The sequence below is a fragment of the Bifidobacterium sp. SO1 genome, from assembly GCF_018555335.1.
Lineage (GTDB): Bacteria > Actinomycetota > Actinomycetes > Actinomycetales > Bifidobacteriaceae > Bifidobacterium > Bifidobacterium simiiventris.
Genome location: NZ_JAFEJR010000003.1, coordinates 194,652 through 212,599 on the forward strand (window position 1 = coordinate 194,652; position 17,948 = coordinate 212,599).

Genomic DNA, 17,948 nt, shown 5'->3' on the forward strand with positions numbered 1-17,948 from the left:
AGGCCTCAGGCATCTATGGGCCAGAAAACCGGCGGTGATATGCAGCACGACTCCGGCGGCCAGACATACCGGGCACGCTGCAATGACCAGACAGGCCAGCAACAGCACCAGAACGTCGAGCGGATCGTACCTGCCACGATCCAGATGGTTCATGCACAGCAGCGCAGCGACGCCCAACGCCGCACCAGTGCCGAACATCGCGTTCGCGATGATACGAAGCGTGCGCACCCGCGACGTCCGACCGACTGCGGGCGCCGGATCTTGGCCGTTCGGGCAAGCCTCGGCGGTGAGCACGCGGGGAGCCGTACCCGGTCGTATCGATCGAGGCATCATGATCATCGGTGGCTGCTTCATCGCGCTCCTTCGCTCGTGACCGGTGCATCCGGCGAACCGATCCGTCCACTCATCATCCCGAAACTCTGCATGGTCGCACAAGCCGAACCGGGTCATGTGGACGCAATCGACGGATCCGGGCGTGTTGTGGATAACCTGCTGTGGATAACTCCATCCACAATCGTCACGGCGAACGGACCGGACAGGCCGCACGGTGTGCCAGTCGGGCATGTCGTACGATGCCGGCGGCGATCTCATTCCTTCGGACGAATCCGTCGGTGAGTCTCATACCCTACAATCGTTCATAGAACGTAGGGAAACGTCACGGATCACGGGGAGACCAGCGGTGCTGACACGCAATCAGATACGCACATTGGTAAACGAGCACGGACACGACATCATCGAGCACGAACACATGCACATCGAACGTGGCTGCTACCAGCACGGCTGCATCACCACGTTCGCCCACTCGCTACGCGTCGCATGCCTTGCCGTATGGTTCGCCGACCGACTGCACCTGTGGAACCGCGTTGACCTGCGCTCGCTCATCCGTGCCGCGCTCCTGCACGACTATTTCCTGTACGACTGGCACGACTGGGACAACGGCGACCACCGCCTGCACGGCTTCACCCACGGCAAGACCGCGCTGCGCAACGCGATGAGGGACTTCCGGCTCAACGCGATCGAACGCGACAGCATCGCCTGCCACATGTTCCCGATGACTCCCACTCCGCCCAGCTATATCGAGGGCTATCTGGTGACGATGGCCGACAAGGTCAGCGCCACCCGCGAGACGGTCAGCCTCAAACGGTTTGGCCGCCCGCCCAAGCCCATCGTTGCGACACGCACATTCGACGCACCTCACGTACACTCACATGACGGGCGAAGGAGCTGAACCATGCTGCTGATCGCGGAGAAACTCTTCCTTTGGTTTCTGTTCTACAGCTGCTGCGGCTGGGTATACGAGTCGATCCTCGTTTCGGTGCAGGAACGCCGCCCCGTCAACCGAGGCTTCCTCAACGGCCCGCTGTGCCCGATCTACGGCACCGGCGCGGTGCTCGGCGTCGTGCTGCTCGGACGCGTCCATAACCCGCTGTGGCTGTTCCTGTTGTCGTCGGTCGGCGCATGCGTGCTCGAATATTTCACCTCGTGGGCTATGGAGCGACTGTTCCATGCTCGCTGGTGGGACTATTCGCATTTCAAATTCAATCTCAACGGACGCATCTGCCTGCTCGGCGCGGTGGTGTTCGGCATCGGCGGCGTGGTGATCGTCGATGGTGTCCAGCCATACGTCGCCGAGATCACCGACATGATGCCCGAACCGGTCATTCACTGGCTGTGCCTCATCCTGTTCGTATTGACCGTGCTCGACACGGCGATCACCGTGGCCGGCATCGTCAACTTCGAGGACAGCCTCGACCAGCTCTCCGCAATGGTCGCCAAGTACGGCGACGCGATGCGAGACCGTCTGGGCGATGCGGCGGATGCGGTCAGCGACGCATCAGGCAAGGTGAGCGAGCTGGTCGGTGGTGCGGTCAACGGGCCATTGCATTCCGGCCGTGAGATGTCGACCGAACTCATGTTCAAGGTCCGGGAGGCGGCCGACGGCATCTTCAACCGCCAGCAGCGCCGCATGATCGCTTCGTTCCCGCGTCTGCGTACCGACCGTAACAACGAGACGTTGCAGCAGCTGCGCGAGACGTTCGAGAAGCTGTACCGTGGTCGCAAGTGACCGGTTGACATGGGCCAGACCCCGGTCGAGCCGTTCTGCGAAACTGATAGGCGCATAAAACCCACAATTTGATAGGGAGAAACCACAGTTATGGCTCACGTCATCGATTTCAAGGAGGCCGGATTCGACTCCGTCCTCGATGAACTGGAATGGCGCGGGTTGATTTCGCAGTCCACCGACCGCGATCAGCTCGCCGCAGCGCTGAACGGAGAGCCGATCACCTATTATTGCGGGTTCGACCCGACCGCCGCATCCCTGCACATCGGCAACCTCGTCCAGCTCATCAACATGCGCCACCTGCAGATGGCCGGGCATCATCCGATCGCCCTAGTCGGCGGTGCGACGGGTCTGATCGGCGACCCGCGCCAGTCCGGCGAGCGCACGCTCAACCCGAAGGACGTGGTGGCCGGCTGGGCCGAGCGTCTTAAGAACCAGATCGGCGGCATTCTCGAAACCGGCGGCAGCAACCCGGTACGGTTCGTGTCGAACTACGACTGGACCGCGCAGATGTCCGTCATCGACTTCCTGCGCGATGTCGGTAAGAACTTCCGCCTGGGCACCATGCTCGCCAAGGACACGGTTGCGCGCCGCCTCAACTCTGAAGAGGGCATCTCGTTCACCGAGTTCAGCTACCAGGTGCTGCAGGGCAACGACTTCCTGCACCTGTTCGACGAGTACGGCTGCACGCTTGAGATCGGCGGTTCCGACCAGTGGGGTAATCTCACCTCCGGCATGGATCTGATCCGCAAGGTGCGCGGCGCTTCGGTGAACGTGTTCACCAGCCCGATCATCACCGACGCGAGCGGCAAGAAGTTCGGCAAGTCCGAAGGCAACGCCGTCTGGCTCGACGGCACCATGCTCAGTCCCTACAAGTTCTACCAGTTCTGGTTCAACCGCCCCGACGTGGAGATGGAAAGCCTGCTGAAGGCGTTCACGTTCCTGCCGAAGGCCGAGATCGAGCGTTTGGTGGAGGAGTCGAAGACCAATCCGGGCGCCCGCGAGGCGCAGAGGACGCTGGCTTGGGAGGTCACGAGCTTCGTGCACGGCGAGGCCGCGACACAGGCCGCGATCGATGCGTCCGCCGCGCTGTTCGGCCGTGGCGGCGACCTCGGTTCGATCGACGAGGGCACATTGGAGGCCGCGATCGATGGTCTTAAGGTCGAAGGAGAGAATGGCGTCAAGGCTTTCGCGGCCGTGGCCGACGGTGATCGCGTGATTGAGGCCGGCGTGAAGGCCGGGCTGTTCAAGTCGATCTCCGAGGCTCGTCGTGCGGTCAAGTCCGGCGGCGTGTACCTCAACAACAGCCGTGTGGAGGATGAGGAGCAGACGCTGGGCGACGCCGACTTCCTGCACGGTCGTTTCGCGCTGATCCGCCGTGGCAAGAAGGCCCTCGGCGCGGTCGAGAAGCACTGATTTTTCCGATAGACAGGTATAAGACACAACAACTATCTCGGCTCTCCTGATACGGAGCCGAGCACGTCAGTGAAGGACATCAATGGCAGAAGAACAGGGCCGCTCGGGCGGCAAATCCTACGGCAATCGCAAGTCCTATGGCTCCGGCCGTCCGGGCGGTCGCGGCGGCAATAGCGGCGGACGTTCCTTCGGCGGCTCGCGCGGCGGATACCGCAAGGACGGCAACGGCAAGTCCGGTGGCTTCCATAAGGGCGGCTTCCATAAGGACGGCGGCTTCCGCCGTGACCGTGAGGGTGCCGGCGAAGGCCGCGAGTTCAACCGCGAGGGCGGCGATCGTCGCGACTTCCATCGTGACGGCGAGCGCGGCGGTTTCCGCGGCGGCAAGTCGGGCGGCTTCCACAAGGGCGGCTACCGCAAGGACGGCGGTCGCGGCGGCTACCGCGGCAACGGCGGCTTCCGTCGTGACGACGACCGCAAGGATTTCCGTCGCGACGGCGAGCGTCGTGACGGCGATCGCCGTGATTTCAAGCGTACCGACGGTGAGCGTCGCGACTTCCACCGCGATGGTGATCGTCGTGATTTCCGTCGTGACGATCGTCGTCAGGGCGGCGACAACTCGCGCTACCGTCGCGATGACCGTCGTGACGGCGGCCGTTCGTTCCGCGGCGGCGAGGATCGTCGTGATTTCCATCGCGATCATGATCGTCGCAATGATGGCGAGCGCCGTGACTTCCATCGTGACGGTGAGCGCAAGGATTTCCACCGTGATGATCGTCGTGATTTCAAGCGCGATGATCGCCGCAATGAGCGCGGTGCCGAACGCCGCAATGACGGCGAGCGCCGCGAATTCACGCCTGAAGAGAAGCGCGAATACCGCGAGACCAAGCGCCGCGAATACATGGAGCGTGGCCCGCGCCGCAATTCCGACGGCACGATGAGCTTCCCGTCGCAGAACCCGTACACCGCGCGTCGCCCCGACGAGCCAAAGATGCCCAAGGGCATGGAATGGTCGATGCTGTCGACTGACGAGCGCGAACGTCTGCGCGGCCTGTCCAAGGAGCACGCCGAGAACATCGGTCTGCACATTCTCGCCGCCTATGCGCTCGAGGAGTCCAATCCGGAGCTGGCGCTCGCCCACGCCAAGTGGGTGGCACGTCAGGCGTCCCGCATCGACTTCGCCCGTGAGACGCTCGCGTTCGTCGCGTATCGTCAGGGCGATTACAAGCTTGCGCTGCGTGAGTTCCGCACCGCCTACCGCATGAATGGCTTCCCGGACTATCTGCCGTTCATCGCCGACTGCGAGCGCGGCACCGGCAACCCGAAGAAGGCCGTCGAAGTGGCTACCTCCGACGAGGCCAAGCAGCTGCGCGGCGAAGCCAAGGTCGAGATGTTCCTGGTGTACGCGGGCGCTCTTGCGGATCTGAACCAGATCGACAAGGCCATCGAGATCGTGCATACGATCGGCCGTTCCAAGGGTCTGCCGGGCGAGTACCGCATGCGTGCCATTCAGGCAGAACAGTACTTCCTCGAGGAGGCCGGCCGTGGCGAGGAAGCTGCCGATCTCGATCCGCTGCTCGACAAGCTCGAACTGCAGTATGCGGACGATGACGAGGCCGTGGACGACGCCGTGATCGACCATGATCTCGAACGGTTCAGCGACGACGAGCTCGACATGCTCGGCATCAGCGAGGACGACGCGCAGTACGCGCCGGCCGATGACGATGAGGATGCCGATGAGGCTGAAGGCGAGTCCGAGAACGACGGCACTGCTTCAGGCGACGAGGATGCGGACGACGCCGAGGATGTGAAGGAAGTCGCCGGCATGAGCGAATCTGCCGAGCACGAGTCCGAGTTCGACGTCGCCGATGCGGATGACGAGTCCGTGCTGCCGGCTCAGGAGGCTCAAGACGGCTCCGATTCCGCCGTCGAGCCGGAAACTGGCATCGATGACGCTGCGGATGCGGACGAGTCGGCCGACGCCGAGGCGAACGATTCCTCCGACGCCGAGTGAGATGACGCGCATGCTCAAATCCACCGACAAGCCGATCGCGGCAGCCTACCGGCTCGCGCTGCTCGACCTCGACGGCGTGGTGTACCGGGGCAAGAACCCGGTCGAACATGCCGCCGAGTCGATTCGCCAAGCCGAATCGGCCGGCATGACCATCGAATATACGACGAACAACTCGTCGCGCTTCCAGCGTGTGGTCGCGGATCAGCTGCGCGGCTTCGACCTTGAGGTCGAACCGCATCAGGTCATCACCTCATCGGTGGTCGCCGCGCGCATGGTGCGCCGTCACGTGCCGGCCGGCTCCAAGGTGCTGGTGCTGGGCGCCGATCATCTGCGCGAGGAAGTCGCCAAGCAGGGGCTGATCGTAGTCGAAGGCGCGGCCGACGAGCCGGTGGCCGTGATCCAGGGCTGGTATCCGGACATGCGCTGGCAGGAGATGGCCGAGGTCGCGTTCGCGGTCGAGCATGGGGCGACGTATTTCGTCACCAACCGGGATCTGACGATTCCACGCGAACTGGGCATCGCGCCCGGCTGCGGGTCGATGATTCAGGCCGTCATCAACGCGACCGGCGTCGAACCGGTCGCCTCGGCCGGCAAGCCCGAATCCGCGATGTACGACGAGGCGCGACTGCTCGCGGCCGGCGACGACACGGAACCGGTGGCCAAGGACGCGTGCCTGGCGATCGGCGACCGTCTTGATACCGATATCGAGGCCGGCAACCGTGGCGGCTACGATTCGCTGGCCGTGCTCACCGGCGTGACCAATCCGCATGAGCTGATGCTCGCGCCGGCGCATCTGCGACCGACCTACATCGTCAAGGACCTGCGCGGACTGCTCGAAGCGCAGCCGGCCGCCGTTGCTGCCGGCGACGGTTCGTCGTGGACGTGCGGCGAGGCGTCCGCCACGCTGCATGACGGCGTGCTGACGGTGAGTGATCCGACCAGCATGAACGCCCTGCGCGCGGCATGCGCCCTCATGTGGGACCATGCCGATGCCGTCGGCGACGTTGCGACGGTCACGTTGCCTGATTTCGCGCTCTGACGTTGCCCTGGCCTCCTCCGACGATCCGACGAGGAGGCCAGCTTGTTATCAGATGTTTTACGGTGAGACAGTGGTTGTTCTGTCTTGCCCCCTTCCCGATTCATTTCTACGCAAGGAGCTATGTCATGCCTGACGATCTGTCCCAGAGGTTCCCCGAGCTGGCCGATCTGGACGCCAAGGACATGCCGCAACGCATCACGGCATTCCAGGAGGTGCTCGACCGACTCCAGCACGAACTCGACGACAATCGGTGACCTATGGCACGGCTTGACTCCTTACTGGTCGACTTCGGACTGGTCGACAGCCGCTCCAAGGCGCAGAAACTCATCAAAACCGGGCATGTGACGGTTGGGGGAGTGGTCGCGTCCAAACCGGCCATGAACGTTGACGCGGATGCGGTGATCAGCGTCGATAAGGGCGACGACTACGTTTCACGCGGTGCGTACAAGCTGGTCGGCGCGTTCGACATGTTCGCCGCCGACGGATTGCCGTCACCGGACGGTCTGCATTGTCTCGACATCGGCGCGTCTACGGGCGGCTTCACACAGGTGTTGCTGCGACGCGGCGCCGCACAGGTCATCGCGCTCGACGTCGGTCATGATCAGCTCGACCCGCGCGTTTCCGACGACCCGCATGTCATTCGCATGGACGGGGTCAACATCCGCGACGTGAGCGCCGACAGCCTGCCATACCGTCCGCAGATGATCGTCTCCGACGTGTCGTTCATCTCTCTGACCTATGTGATCCCGGTCATTGCGCGTATCGCCGCGCCCGGCGCGCATATCGTGCTGCTGGTCAAACCGCAGTTCGAGGTCGGACGCGAAGGGCTGGATCGTCACGGTATCGTGGAGGATCCGGCCCTTCGGGAACAGGCGCTGCATAAGATCACGCAATGCGCGGCAGAGCATGGGTTGGACGTCGTCGCGACGGCCGACTCGCCCATCGAGGGCACCCACGGCAACAGCGAATATCTGCTGTACGCTCGGAACCGTATTAGCCGCGGATGAACTTGTCGATCTGATCCTCTTTGCCCATGATGATGAGCTCGTCGTTGCGGTGCATGACCAGTTCCTTGGAACCGTACTGGAACTCCTTGCCAGGGGATTTGATGCCGACGACGGTGATGCCGTAGCGCTCGTGCACCTTCGCATCCTCGATGCTGTAGCCGACCACATGCTGCGGAGTATGGATCTTGACGACCGTGTGCGCGCCCTCGATCTCGATGTAGTCGAGATAGTTGCCGGACACCAGATGGCCGACACGCTTGCCGGCGTCCGTCTCCGCGTTGATGATGTGCCGTGCGCCGATGCGCTGCAGGATGCGCGCGTGCTCCTTCGACACGGACTTTGCCCAGATATCGGAGATGCCGGCGTCCAACAGGTTGCCGGTGGCGATGACCGATGCCTCGACGCTGTCGCCGATCGCCACGATGGCCGTGTTGAAATCGGACGCATTGAGTTGTTCCAGCGCCAGCACGTCGGTCATGTCCGCCTGTACGGTCGGGATCTGCGACGACCAGCGGTTGACCAGCTCCGGATCCTTGTCGACGGCCAGCACGTCCTGGCCCATCGCATCCAGCGTCGTAGCCACCGAACTGCCGAAACGGCCCAGTCCCACCACCAGAATGCTTCTGCCGTTGACTGCCATGACTGTGGTTCCTCATTTCCCGCACGCACGTGCCATCGATGACAACTAACTACCGGTTATGCATCATAGCGTTCCCTCGACCCGACACGGGGCGAAACCGCTGATGCGGAGCGACGGTCAGCCCACCACCAGCGGTTCGGTGGGATAGCGCACGGTTTCGAGCGCGCGCGGACGACTGATCGAATAGGCGATCGTCATCGGCCCGAGCCGGCCCACCACCATCGTGAACGCGAGAATGGCCAATGCCGCCGGATTGTCCTCTCTGGCCACGCCCACCGTATATCCGCCCAGACCGAACGCGGAACACGCGTCGAACAGCGCGTTCGACAGCGACGCGTCGGACACCAGCATCAGGGCCATCGCCGCGCCGAGCACCAGCATCAGGCATGTGGTGGTGATGCTCACGGCCGTCATCGCCACATCGGTGTGGATGCGGCGGCGGAACGCATTGATGTCTTTGTGGCCGGTGAACGATGCGCGGCACACCAGGAGGATCACGGCGAACGTGGTGACGCGGATGCCGCCCGCGGTCGAGGTGCTGCCTCCGCCGATGAACATGACGATGCTCATGAACACCTTCGTGGCCTCGCTGACCTGAGGCACCCACGACAGGTCGAATCCGGAGCTGCGCGGCATGACCGCCGCCACCATGGCATGCCGCAGCCGCGTCTCCACATCCGCGTTCTTGAACAGATAGGGGTTGTCCCATTCGACCGCCAGGAACCATGCCAGCGAGGCGGCGACGATGAGGAACGTCATCGTCAGTGTCACCTTCGTGTGCAGGCTCCAGCGGCGCGGCGGCACACGTTTGCGGGCGCATCGCATGAGGTTGAGGATGACGGGGAAGCCGAGCGTGCCGCAGAACGCGGACATCATGATCGGCATGCCCACGGCCCAGTTGTTCACATGCAGTCCCGCGCCGTCGGGGGTGAACCCGGCGTTGTTGTACGACATGACGGCGAAGAACAGCGCCTCCCATGCCGTTCTGCCCCAGTCGCCGCGATTGACGGACCACAGGCCCGGAAACAGCGCGAAGAACGTGATCGATTCGATGACGAACGTGGTGGTGATGACCACGGTCAACACGCCCCGGATCTCGGAAAGCTTCGTGGTGCCCAGTTCCGTGGCGGTGAGCAGCCGTTGCGTCGCCTTCATGTGATGGTTGACTGCCAGCGCGATCATCGAGGCGAAGGTCATGACGCCGAGCCCGCCCATCTGGACTGACACCAGCAGGATCGCCTGGCCGAATTCGGTCCAGTGGGTCGTGGAGTTGACGATCGAGATGCCGCAGGTGGACAAAGCGGATATCGCCGTGAACATCGCCGTTGAGAACGTCGTGGTCTCGCCCGGCGGCGTGGACATCGGCAGCATGAGCATGCCGGTGGCGATGACGACGAGCGCGGCGAAGTACATGATCGTCAGGCGCCCGGGGTGCGAGGTCATATGCTGGCGGAACGTGTGCCTGCGCGTGGCCCGGCGCTCGTCCGCGGCGGCCTTCTCGAACGTGTCGCCGGAGAACCACCATGCATATCCGCGCGAGGATTCGCGGTTGGAGGAGGATTCGTCAAAGACGAGGTTCGACATGGCTCCTCCTTTACCGGTTCGTGCGGGCGCGTGCCCTGGTCTCGATGCGTGTAGGACATTCTATGCCCTGCGCGTGAGAACGTGACGCGGGTGGATGGTCTCGGACGGCGTGGCGCAAGGTGGGAAGCGGCGTGTCATGCGAACATGTGTTCGAAATTTTCGGTCGGTTCAGTTAGGATGGGACTGTTCCTGTTTCCTGCGGCAAGGGGGATGTGATGGTCGGCGTTCGGCACGCGGTGGTGGTGACGCACACCCGTCTTCGCGAAAGCGGCACGGTGGTGGCCGAGGCGGTGGCGAGGCTGCGCCAGTGCGGGTTCGAAGTGTCGATCATCGACAATTCGGAGGCACCGGCGTTCGGGGCGAGACCGTCGGTGGTGCCGGACAACACCGAGATCGTCGTCGTGCTCGGCGGCGACGGCACGATCCTTCGTGCCGCCGAACTCGTGCACTGCACCCGCGTGCCGATTCTAGGCGTCAATCTCGGCCATGTCGGGTTCCTGGCCGAGTTCGAGAGCTTTCAGATGAGCGAGGCGATCCGTCGCGTGGCCGAACACGACTATTCGATCGACGAACGCATGATCGCGCATGTGGACGTCTGGCTGCCGGGCGCGAGCGAGCCGCTGGAGGACTGGGCGCTGAACGACATTACCGTGGAACGGGCCGACCGTGGCAAGATGGTCGAGCTGTCGATCCGCGTCGATGACGTGGAGATGAGCTCGTTCGGATGCGACGGGGTGATCGTCTCCACGCCGACCGGCTCGACCGCGTACGCGTTCTCGGCGGGCGGGCCGATCATGTGGCCGAACGTGCAGGCGTTGCAGCTGGTGCCGCTGGCCGCGCACGCGCTGTTCGCTCGTCCCCTGATCATCGGTGCGGGCTCGACGTTCGCGCTGGACATTCTCGACGATTCGATGTCGGACGGATGGATCTGCTGCGACGGCAGGCGCCAGCGCGCACTGCCAAAGGGAACACGCATCGAGGTCCGCCAGTCGAAGGACACCCTGAGACTGGCCCGGCTGTCCGGAGTGCCGTTCACCAACCGTCTGGTGACCAAGTTCGATCTGCCGGTCGTCGGATGGCGTGAACAGGCCCGTGGCGGGGTACAGACGGTACATCATGGCCATGTCTTCCCCGATGGGGTGGAGCACGGCGTGCCCGGCTCCGTTCCGATGGGCGACGTGGCGGGCACAGGGGAGAACGCGGATGCTTGAGGAACTGGAGATCCGAGACCTGGGGCCGATCCGCCATGCATTGCTGACGCCGGCGCCGGGCATGACCGCGATCACCGGTGAGACCGGCGCCGGCAAGTCCATGCTCCTGAGCGCGATCAAGCTGATCTCCGGAGGCACCGCGGACTCCGGGCGCGTATCTGCCGGCGCGAAGGAATCCTGGACACAGGGCGTGTTCGCACTCGGGACTGCCAAGCCGGAGCGGAATGGGGATGACGGCCGTGGCTCCCGTGTGCTGGCCGTGGCACGCAATGCCGGCGTCGAGCCGGAGGACGGGGAATTGTTCCTTTCGCGCGTCGTGCCGGTATCGGGCCGTTCCCGAGCCGTGGTGAACGGGCGCAGCGTGCCGCGCGCCGTACTGGGTGAACTGGCCGGCGAACTCGTCACGATCCACGGTCAGGCGGATCAGCTGCGCATCGCGGCGTCGGCGCGTCAGCGTGAGTTCCTCGACATGGTGGCCGGGGACGAGCACGAGCTCGAACGGTATCGCAAGGCGTGGGACGCGCTGTGCGCGCTGGACGATCGCCTCGAACGCATGGAGCATCAGGAGGCTTCGGCCCGGCAGCAGGCGGATTACCTGAGAGAGTCCATCGATCGCATCAACCGCGTGGATCCCCAGCCGGGGGAGGACGACGAGCTCAAGGCCAGACGATCGCACATCGAACATGCGGCGGACATCGCTCAGGGCGTGTCGGGCGCGCTTGGCGCGTTGGACGCATCCCAAGTCAACGTCGACACGGATGACGCCAGTGCGTCCGAACTCATCAACCGCGCGGTGCAGTCGCTGCGATCCATTCACGCGGATGGCAATTTCGCGGAACTGGCCAATCGGCTGGAATCCATCAACGCCGACCTGTCGGACGTCGTGTATTCGTTGAGCCGCCAGCTCGACGTGGAAGACGACATGGACGATCTCGACGAGCTCAACGCGCGCATTCATGAACTGGGCGAGCTGACCCGCCGGTGGGGGCCGACGCTGGCCGACGTGATCGCATGGCGTGACAAGGCCGTGTTTGATATGGAGGATCTGGATGCGTCGCCCGAAAAGATCGCCGAACTGCGGCAGGAACGCGCCAAGCTGTTCGACGATGCCATGGCGGCGGCCGAACGTCTGAGCGCCGTGCGTCGCTCCGCGGCCCGGTCGCTGGCTGCCACCGTAACCGGCGAGCTGTCGTCGCTGGCCATGGACGGCGCCGAACTGAAGATCAACGTGGCGAAGCGAGAAGGAACAGGCAAGACCGCTTCCTGGCCGCTCGATGCCAATGGATGCGACGACATCTCGTTCATGTTCACGCCGTACGAGGGCGCCCCCGAACTGCCGATGGGCAAAAGCGCCTCGGGCGGCGAACTGAGCCGGCTCATGCTCGCCTTGGAACTGTCCGCGGCGGACCGTCATTCGGGTGACGCTTCCCCGATGACGTTCATCTTCGATGAAGTCGACGCCGGGGTCGGCGGCAAGACCGCGGTCGAACTGGGACGGCGTCTGGCGCGGCTTGCGGCCAGCGCGCAGGTCATCGTCGTCACCCATCTGGCGCAGGTCGCCAGTTGGGCCGACCGGCAATTCGTCGTCACCAAGGAGCCTCCGGACGCGGATGACGACGCCGTCGGGGTCGTGACCACCGTCGAACCGGTGGAAGGGGATGCCCGCATACGCGAGATCGCCCGCATGCTTTCCGGCTCCGAATCGGAGGCGTCGCTGGATCATGCGCGCGAGCTGCTGGACTCATCGCGGATATAGGCACACGACCGGAACGGAGCGAACATGAACGATGTGAGGCATATCAACCAGGGCAAGGCGGCCATTTTCGACCTGGACGGCACGCTGCTCGACTCCATGGGCGTGTGGGATCAGGTCGACATCGATTTTCTCTCTCGCAGGGGCATCGTCGTGCCCGACGATTACATGATCAAGGTCGCCTCCATGCAGTTTAAGCAGATCGCCGAATACACGATCGCCCGGTTCGGCCTGACGGACACCCCCGAACAGCTGATGCGCGAATGGGACGACATGGCTCGCGTGGCCTATTCGACCGTGGTCGAAGCCAAGCCGCATGCCAAGGACTACCTGCGCCGCCTTACCGAAAGCGGGGCCCGGCTGGCGGTCGCCACATCGCTGCCGCCCGCGCTGCGTGAGCCGGCCATGAGACATGTCGGCATCGACGGATACTTCGATGCGGTCGTCAGCGTCGACGACGCAGGCGATGTCGGCAAGGACAGGCCCGACGTCTATCTGCTGGCGGCGTCCCGTCTCGGCATCGCACCCGAGCATTGCACGGTGTTCGAGGATCTGCTCGTCGGCGTCAGATCCGCGAAATCGGCGAACATGCACGTATGGGCCATGCACGACGACTCGTCGGACGGCGATTGGGCGACGATCTGCGAGGAGGCCGACGGCGTATTGTTCGACTTCGGCGACGCGCCGGACCGGCTCGCCTAGTCGGCTGCGCGGCGAAACGGCGCATTCGGATGCCTTTGGCAGCGGTCATAAGCAACGTGTATAGCCACGCGGCCACACGTCGCCGAAGCATCGGGTAAGGTGGGCACCAGCCGCGGGGCGGGGGCCATCGCGGACGGGAAACAGCCACACACGCAAACCATCTCAAGGAGGTGCGCCATGACGAGGTTCAACACGCAGCTGGTCCACGGACTGCCGGTCAACGACAACACCACCGGTGCCGTGAATCCGCCGATCTACAACTCTTCCACGTATGCTTTCGAATCGGTCGAGGCGATGCCCCGCTGGGATTACGCGCGCAGCGGCAATCCCACCCGTGATTTCCTCGAGCAGCAGATCGCGCAGCTCGAACACGGCAGCCGCGGTTTCGCGTTCGCATCCGGATTGGCCGCCATCCATGCGGTCATCAGCATCTTCAAGCCGGGCGATCGCATCGTGGTCGGCAAGAACATCTATGGCGGCACCTATTCGTTGTTCAACGAATACTTCGCCGAACGCGGCATCACGTTCGAGCCCGTGGACACCGCGGATTACGAGGCGCTTGACGCGGCGGTTCAAGGCCGTGAACGCGTCACGTTCGACGGATGCAGGCTTGACGAGACGACGCCGGCGAAGGCCGTGTATTTCGAGGTGCTCACCAACCCGCTGCTGCAGGTCAACAACGTGGGTCGCATTTCCGAGATCGCCCGCCGTCACGGAGCCCTCACGATCGTGGACAACACGTTCGTGACCCCGTATCTGCAGCAGCCTCTCGACTTGGGCGCCGACATCGTCCTGCACTCGGCCACCAAGTACCTGGCCGGGCATTCCGAAGTGACCGCGGGCCTTGTCGTCGTCAAGGACGACGAGATTGGCCGGGCCATCTACTTTGCGCAGAACCGGTTCGGCGGTGTGCTCGCGCCCGCCGAATGCAACGATGTACGCCGGGGCATTCAGACGCTCGCCCTGCGTGTGGAACGCCAGCAGGAGAACGCGCAGGCCGTCGCCGAATACCTGCTCGCCCATCCGCTCATCAAGACAGTGCACTATCCGGGCGTGAAGGGCGATCGCGAACGTCTGCTTGCCGACAATGGGCTACGTGGCTTCGGCGGCGTGCTCTCGTTCGAGGTCGTGCCGGGCGTCGATCCCGGCATCGTGCTCGACAACCTGCACGTCTTCCGTCTGGCCGTCAGCCTCGGTGCGGTGGAAAGTCTCGCCGAGCTGCCCTGCCGTATGACGCATTTCGAATTGCCGAAGGAGGAACGGCTCAAGGTCGGCATCACCGACGAACTGATCCGCCTCGCCATCGGCATCGAGGATGCCGCCGACCTGATCGAGGATCTCGGTCAGGCGCTCGACAAGGCGTATGAGGCGTATCTGCGCAATCACAGCGAGCTTGACACGTTCAGCCAGCTCGCGTCGGGCGTATTCGCCTGAACCGTAGGTCTTATATAAGAGACGTCGGGCCATCCGTGCCGATGCGGGGGCGGACGGCCCGGATCATATTTTTTTTGTTCTTTTTTTTCATTGTTCATTCAATCAAGGGGAAAACCGTATGCGTTCCACCATCACACGTGCAGTCAAAGCCGTATTCGGCATCGCGTTGTCGGCCGGGCTCGTCCTGTCGGCCGCGGCCTGCGGCACCGCCTCGGCCAACGACGCGGACACGGCGAAGACCATCCGTCTTGCCGCGTCTCCCGGCCCGTACAGCGAACTGTTCAAGAAGGGCGTCGCCCCGATCCTTGAAAAGCAGGGATACACGATCAAGGTCACCACGTTCAGCGATGCGCAGCAGGCGAACGACTCGCTGAACGAAGGCAGCACCGATCTCAACGTCGATCAGCACACGGCCTACATGGACGCATACAACGAGAAGAAGAACGGCACGCTGGAGTCGCTCATCCCGATCCCATCCGTGCCTGCCGGCCTGTACTCCAAGAAGCATACGTCCGTCGACCAGATCACGAACGGCGCCACGATCGCGGTCTCCCAAGACCCGTCGAATCTGGCTCGCGCATTGCGGCTGCTGGAGAAACTCGGCTGGATCACGCTCAAGGACGACTCCGATTCGGCCCTCGGATCGATCAACGATGTCGCGACCAACCCGAAGAACCTGAACTTGGAGACGCTCGACAACGGCCAGATCCCGCGCGTGCTGGATGATGTGGACTATGCGGTCGTCACCGGCAGCTGGTCGTACAGCGCCAAACTCGACCCGAAACTCGAGCTCGCCCAGGAGACGCTCAAGCCCGAATACGAGATCGTCGCCGTCACCCGCAAGGACGAAGCGAACAAGCAGTGGGCGAAGGACGTGGTCGCGGCGTACAAGTCCAAGACGTTCCACGATTATCTGGCCAAGAACAACACGACCGGCTACTGGTTCGTGCCCGACGAGCTCAAGCAGTAGGCAAGCAACGATGACGATCACATCGACGCCTCACCCACCGCAACAGGAAACGCCCGAGCCGACGCCGGTCCCGACGATCGGCCGTGGGCGACCGTATTACGGAGTCGGCACCGGCATCGCCATTCTTGACTCCGACATCCCTCGTCCGGTCGGAGACGTCGGCAACGCCCGCAGCTTCGGCTATCCGGTACGCTACGAGGTCGTCGCCGGCATCGGTCCCGCCGACATGTTCCGGCCGCGCAGCACCGCGGTGGCGGACGGATTCGTCGCGGCCGTCAACACGATGGCCGACCAAGGCATCCAGGTCGCCGCCACCTCGTGCGGCCTGCTCGCCCACTACCAGAGCGAGGTAGCCGCACGCACGCGGATCCCCGTGGCGATGTCGAGCCTGATCCAGCTGCCGCTCGTGCTGCGCATGCTACGGCCGGAACAGAGCGTGCTGCTAGTGACCATCGACGCACACGCGATCGGCGACCGGCATTTCGAACAAAGCGGCGTCGCGCAATCCGATCGGGATCGCATTGTCGTGCAGGACATGGCCGATGCACCGTATTTTCTGTCCGTGATCAAGGGACGGCAGGACGACTACGAGCCGGCGCGGGCCGAGATCGAAGTCCTTGCCGCCGTGCGCGCAGGACTCGCCCGTGCGCCGCAATGCGGGGCGATCGTGCTGGAATGCACCAACCTGCCGCCCTTCTCACAGACCATCCGCCGAACCACGCATCTTCCCGTCTGGGATGTGCTCACCCTGACCGACTGGCTGGCCGGGGCCACCGCCGTGGACTGAAACCAGAGCCCGCCCATAGGCAACCACTATTACCGCATCATCAGCAAGACCACGTAAGGGGAACACACCATGAGCAGCCAATCCTATCTGGTCGTCGGCGGAGGCATCCTCGGCGCGACGATCGCAGAGCGACTCGCCGTACGCGGCGCGGACGTGACCGTCCTCATCGCACCGGCGAAACCCGGGACAAGCGCCACCGAACGCACCCTGGGATGGATCAACGACACCGGCGTCAGCATCGCGGAATACCGTACGCTGCGCACCATCGGCAAACTGCGCCTCGCACAGCGCCAGCTCGTCGATGCATCCCGGCCGGAAGGGACGACCTGGTACCACCAATCCGGCCGGCTGGATTGGGCGAGCGCCGCCGGACGGCAGGAATTGCCCGCGCACAACGGCGCGCATCGCGAAAGCATCGAAGAGGAAGCCGCCAGACTCTCCTCGCAAGGCCAGGACGCGTACCTGATCTCTCCGAGTGAGGCGGCGGCTATCGACCCAGCCCTGGATGGGGCAAGTCTGTCGGGCAACGTGCTGTGGGTTCCGGAAGACGCCTGGGTCGACCTGCCCCTGTTCGCGCGGACTCTGCTCACCCGTGCGCGATCGGCCGGCGCGTGCATCGTACGCGGCAGCGCGTTGACGCTGCTGGAATCAGACGACGGCACCGTGCGCGGCGTGCGTACCGAGAATGGCGACATCACGGCCGACCGTACGATCGTGGCCGCGGGGGAGGACACCCCAGCGCTGATCAGTCGGTTCGCGGCCATTCCCAAGGCGTCCACGACCGGTGTGACCGTATTCACCACGCCGTTGGACAACCCTCCCCGCACTGTGCTGCGCGCGCCGTTCGCCGGTGCCCGCACCGATGAGCAGGGACGTCTGGTCGTCGTCGCCGACCCCTTGGAGGCAGCCATCCTGCCGGACGGCACGCTCGATCCCGATGCGCTACGGCACACGCTCGACCACCTATCCGCATTCCTGGCCGGTCACCCGGCACTGGAGGCCGAACACGTGTTCATCGGCCCGCGTCCCATTCCCGGTGACGGATTGCCGGTAGCGGGCGTCGTCGCGGCGACGGGAGGCACGCTGGCCGTCGCGTTCACGCACAGCGGCGCGACGGTGGGGTATGCGCTCGGCCAGATTCTGGCCGACGAACTGCTCGACGGCACGCGTGCCGTGGTGCTGGACGCGTTCCGGCCGGAACGCTTCGCCGTGAACGGGCTCGACGCCCGGTTCGACTGAGCGTCGTCGACACAGTCATCAACGAGCGGATGGCGCAGGGACATTCCCGCAAGGGAGGAAGCCTGTGCCATCCGCTCGTCGCGTATTGACGCA

The 17,948-nt window shown here is 64.1% G+C and carries 16 protein-coding genes; 14 read left to right on the top strand and 2 right to left on the bottom strand.

The genetic code is table 11. The annotated features are described in order from the left end of the window. The first annotated feature begins 679 nt into the window (after positions 1-679). From JS541_RS04425 to JS541_RS04450, 7 genes are all read left to right on the top strand, one after another. Positions 680-1,228, top strand: coding sequence for an HD domain-containing protein (locus tag JS541_RS04425; RefSeq protein WP_214373274.1), 549 nt, complete (start codon positions 680-682; stop codon positions 1,226-1,228). Positions 1,229-1,231: 3 nt separating this feature from the next. After that, entirely contained in the window at positions 1,232-2,065 is an 834-nt protein-coding gene (locus JS541_RS04430) for a putative ABC transporter permease (protein WP_214373275.1), read from the top strand. A 90-nt stretch (positions 2,066-2,155) separates the two neighbouring features. Next, complete coding sequence (gene tyrS, locus JS541_RS04435; RefSeq protein ID WP_214373276.1) at positions 2,156-3,478, top strand: tyrosine--tRNA ligase; 1,323 nt, start codon at positions 2,156-2,158, stop codon at positions 3,476-3,478. Between the two features lie 82 nt (positions 3,479-3,560). Then, on the top strand, positions 3,561-5,489 hold the full coding sequence (locus tag JS541_RS04440) for a helicase (protein ID WP_214373277.1): 1,929 nt from the start codon (positions 3,561-3,563) through the stop codon (positions 5,487-5,489). A 1-nt stretch (position 5,490) separates the two neighbouring features. Further along, entirely contained in the window at positions 5,491-6,528 is a 1,038-nt protein-coding gene (locus JS541_RS04445; protein WP_214373278.1) for an HAD-IIA family hydrolase, read from the top strand. Positions 6,529-6,653: 125 nt separating this feature from the next. Further along, entirely contained in the window at positions 6,654-6,782 is a 129-nt protein-coding gene (locus JS541_RS14985) for a hypothetical protein (RefSeq protein ID WP_276310678.1), read from the top strand. Between the two features lie 3 nt (positions 6,783-6,785). After that, positions 6,786-7,535, top strand: coding sequence for a TlyA family RNA methyltransferase (locus tag JS541_RS04450; RefSeq protein ID WP_214373279.1), 750 nt, complete (start codon positions 6,786-6,788; stop codon positions 7,533-7,535). Here JS541_RS04450 and JS541_RS04455 read toward each other — a convergent pair. After that, on the bottom strand, positions 7,522-8,175 hold the full coding sequence (locus tag JS541_RS04455) for a TrkA family potassium uptake protein (protein WP_214373280.1): 654 nt from the start codon (positions 8,173-8,175) through the stop codon (positions 7,522-7,524). The two genes, JS541_RS04450 and JS541_RS04455, sit on opposite strands and share 14 nt — an antisense overlap. A gap of 117 nt (positions 8,176-8,292) precedes the next feature. Next, positions 8,293-9,759, bottom strand: a complete 1,467-nt coding sequence (locus JS541_RS04460) for a potassium transporter TrkG (protein WP_214373281.1) — start codon at positions 9,757-9,759, stop codon at positions 8,293-8,295. A gap of 215 nt (positions 9,760-9,974) precedes the next feature. Here JS541_RS04460 and JS541_RS04465 point away from each other — a divergent pair, with 215 nt between their 5' ends. The 7 genes from JS541_RS04465 (at position 9,975) to JS541_RS04495 (ending at position 17,855) form a co-directional block, all read left to right on the top strand. Beyond that, the gene (locus JS541_RS04465) at positions 9,975-10,970 is read left to right on the top strand and encodes an NAD kinase (protein WP_236036791.1); all 996 of its coding nucleotides are present in this window, start codon (positions 9,975-9,977) and stop codon (positions 10,968-10,970) included. Next, entirely contained in the window at positions 10,963-12,726 is a 1,764-nt protein-coding gene (recN, locus tag JS541_RS04470) for a DNA repair protein RecN (protein ID WP_214373282.1), read from the top strand. The genes JS541_RS04465 and recN overlap by 8 nt, the downstream gene beginning before the upstream one ends. 24 nt (positions 12,727-12,750) lie before the next feature. Next, positions 12,751-13,425 carry an HAD family phosphatase gene (locus JS541_RS04475; RefSeq protein WP_214373283.1) on the top strand — a complete coding sequence of 225 codons (675 nt, stop codon included), beginning with the start codon at positions 12,751-12,753 and terminating at the stop codon, positions 13,423-13,425. 177 nt (positions 13,426-13,602) lie between these two features. Continuing rightward, complete coding sequence (locus tag JS541_RS04480; protein ID WP_214373284.1) at positions 13,603-14,859, top strand: aminotransferase class I/II-fold pyridoxal phosphate-dependent enzyme; 1,257 nt, start codon at positions 13,603-13,605, stop codon at positions 14,857-14,859. A 118-nt stretch (positions 14,860-14,977) separates the two neighbouring features. Continuing rightward, a complete protein-coding gene (locus tag JS541_RS04485) occupies positions 14,978-15,829 on the top strand; it encodes a MetQ/NlpA family ABC transporter substrate-binding protein (RefSeq protein ID WP_214373285.1) in 852 nt (283 codons plus the stop codon). Between the two features lie 10 nt (positions 15,830-15,839). Next, a complete protein-coding gene (locus JS541_RS04490; RefSeq protein ID WP_214373286.1) occupies positions 15,840-16,616 on the top strand; it encodes a hypothetical protein in 777 nt (258 codons plus the stop codon). Between the two features lie 69 nt (positions 16,617-16,685). Further along, on the top strand, positions 16,686-17,855 hold the full coding sequence (locus JS541_RS04495; RefSeq protein ID WP_214373287.1) for an FAD-binding oxidoreductase: 1,170 nt from the start codon (positions 16,686-16,688) through the stop codon (positions 17,853-17,855). Positions 17,856-17,948: the final 93 nt, after the last annotated feature.